Raw genomic sequence first — 2,727 nt, 5'->3', positions numbered from 1 at the left:
TTTTACCTAAAACCGAAAGCTTTAAGTTTGAATAGGCAACAGGCACAAGGCAAAGAGTGTTTTTTTTAAGTAACAATAGATATATTTTTACCCAAAACCGAAGCTTTAAGTTTGAATAGGCACAAGGCTTGAATAGGCAACAGGCATAAGGCAAAGAGTGTTTTTTAAGTAAATTAGATATATTTTTACCTAAAACCGAAAGCCCAAAGCCCATCGCCGAAAGCTCAAAGCCGAAAGCCCAAAACCTACCCCAAAAAACTTTTTTTTGATGAAACAATTTATCTTTCTAATAGCCTTGGCTGCCTTGGCTTGTGCCAATCGTGATAGTAAGATTGAACATAACGAACCTATTCAACCTTGTGCTTGTGATGGTAAACCCTTTTTTAAAGTACTAAAAGTACAACAGGTTCATCAATCCAATTTTATCAATATACAATTTGGCGCTTGCGATGCCTATCAAGTAAAATGGGAAATTGTAAAAGATAATCAAGTAATGCTGTCGGGGATTGTAAAACCTACCACTGCCGCAGTTGGTGCATATCTTGGCTCGCTCCCCGAAGGAAATTATATAGCCCGACTCAGTGGTGTCAACTGTAAGGGCAAAAGTGAAATAGCTTTTCAGTTCAGGCCTTTTAGCGAAAAGAAAACACTGGCCCAATCATCGGCTACTGTGTATGAGGATTACCCCAATTTTTTTGATAATGTGCCCATCGAAACGCAAAAAGACACGTATTCTCCAGAAAAATTTCCAGCCACAACTATTGCATTAGAGCCTGATTCGTTGATAGGAGGGATGCCAACACCTACTTTTGCGGTGATTTACGACAAACCTGTCGATATTTTCTTAAAAAAAGGAATAGATCATCGTTCCAGAGGAATTTATGTGAGTTTGGTACATCCCGAGTATCGTCCTTGCAACGAAAGGTATCCAAATATTCAGTATGAATCGCCTTGTAGAGATGCTTCGGGAAAAGAGATTTCTTTTGAAGATTTTATCTCAAGTGTAGAACCTACCCGCCGTGGATTTTTTGCCTATCCCCCCAAAGGTAACTCCGCCGAGGGTGAACAATATTTTCTGACCCAGCCCGAACAAAAATTGTATGAGGCCGGACTCCAGTATCATGGCTCATTTGGGAGAGGTGATGCCGTCGGCGGAAAAGCCCAAGTGATGTTTCAGACGATGGATACAGAAATGAATATTTCTAATGGACCCGATAATAAGTCCAAGAACAAATACATGGCATTTCTGAAAGGTATTGGCGATGCTTGCACGGGATATGCCTTAATTATGTATTCAAATACTTTTCCTGGCGTTGGAAATTTTCAGAAAGAACGCTATCCTACGTCTCAAAACACCTACGCAGGTATACAACAGAATCCTATTTGGACAGAAAAAGGAGATATTAGTATAATCAAAGGATGGCAATTGGCAGATAATAAAAGGCTTATAGAAACCGAAGAAATCTCTTTACACGCAGAGGATGGCTATCCCCAAGGATTTGCCCTTAAAAATAATACTGGCAAAATCTTACGTACGATCAATCATTTTGGAAAAAATGCCAACGTCGAGCATATCATTGCAAAAATTACGCACTTGGTAGAAACTGGTGCTTATCGGGCGCATCTCGACAAACGGAAATATGCTTCACAAGCCAAAATTATAGCAGATCGAAATCCGCCTTATCCCAATACTTCGGGAGGATATGTCTTTAATGACCATATCAGCTACGACCCTCAAGGTTTTGGGGAATTTCTACCAAGGCATCTGGCTTTTATGGAAGGCATGATGATTTTTTTCTCTGGAGCAGATTATTGGAATATTTGGGACAGACCCAAAGAGGGGCTCAATCAAGATGCCTACAATGGTACCATCGGTGCTTTGACTTACTTGGGCGCAAAAGTAAAACTAGCCAAGGAAAGTTATTCTTTGTTGGATATCCGACCTGACCTAAAATTCATGCTTTGGAATACAGAGGTTTCGTATGATGGAGGCAAAACTTGGAATACCCACAAAGGTATCGATTTTAAAGATACACCTAATGCTCTACCACTCCGTATTGGCCTTACTCTCGACGGAAAAGTAGCGGTGTTTGCCTGTCGACCTTACGGGGTCGAACCTACCACTTGTTTATGGAGAGTAAACCTCAATAAACAGTGGTTTACAGGTGAAATCACTGAAAAAGATTGGAAATCATGCTATCCAGAACAAAAGTCCAGAAAAGACTTTTACTTAAAAATCGTAACCACTAAAACTAGATAACCCTTGCATCCGTGGTCAGTGTCTCATCCTGCATCCGTGGTCAGTGTCTCACTGACCACCAGTCGTCAGCAATCCCTCACAAATAGCGCTTTACTTTGCTGACGCGAGTTGTCGAGTGGGACACTCGCCAAGGAGGGGACATGGTCTTCATCCGTGGTCTGTGTCTCACTGACCACTAGCCGCCAGCAATCCCTCACCAAGAGCTCTTTGAAGAATCATAAAAATGATGAGAGTAAAACACTTTGCTGACGCGAGTTGTCGAGTGGGACACTCGCCAAGGAGGGAGGGGAAGCTCTTTTGCATCCGTGGTCAGTGTCTCACTGACCACCAGTCGTCAGCAATCCCTCACAAATAGCGCTTTGAAGAATCATAAAAATGATGAGAGCAAAATACTTTGCTGACGCGAGTTGGCGAGTGGGACACTCGCCAAGGAGGGGACATGGTCTTCATCCGTGGTCTGTGTCTCA

At 42.1% G+C, this 2,727-nt stretch carries 1 protein-coding gene; it reads left to right on the top strand.

The genetic code is table 11. From position 1 onward, the window contains the following. Positions 1 to 268 precede the first annotated feature (268 nt). Positions 269 to 2,260, top strand: a complete 1,992-nt coding sequence (locus ACOVQ4_RS18460) for a hypothetical protein (protein ID WP_421822090.1) — start codon at positions 269 to 271, stop codon at positions 2,258 to 2,260. The last annotated feature ends 467 nt before the right edge of the window (positions 2,261 to 2,727 follow it).

It is taken from the genome of Flectobacillus sp. (assembly GCF_049240685.1).
Taxonomy (GTDB): domain Bacteria; phylum Bacteroidota; class Bacteroidia; order Cytophagales; family Spirosomataceae; genus Flectobacillus.
The sequence above is the reverse complement of the archived record's forward strand: the minus strand, read 5'-3'. Positions and strand labels throughout refer to the sequence as shown.

Excerpts from the sequence above, each read along its gene's own strand:
- ACOVQ4_RS18460 (WP_421822090.1), top strand. The coding sequence starts at position 269 with ATGAAACAATTTATCTTTCTAATAGCCTTGGCTGCCTTGGCTTGTGCC.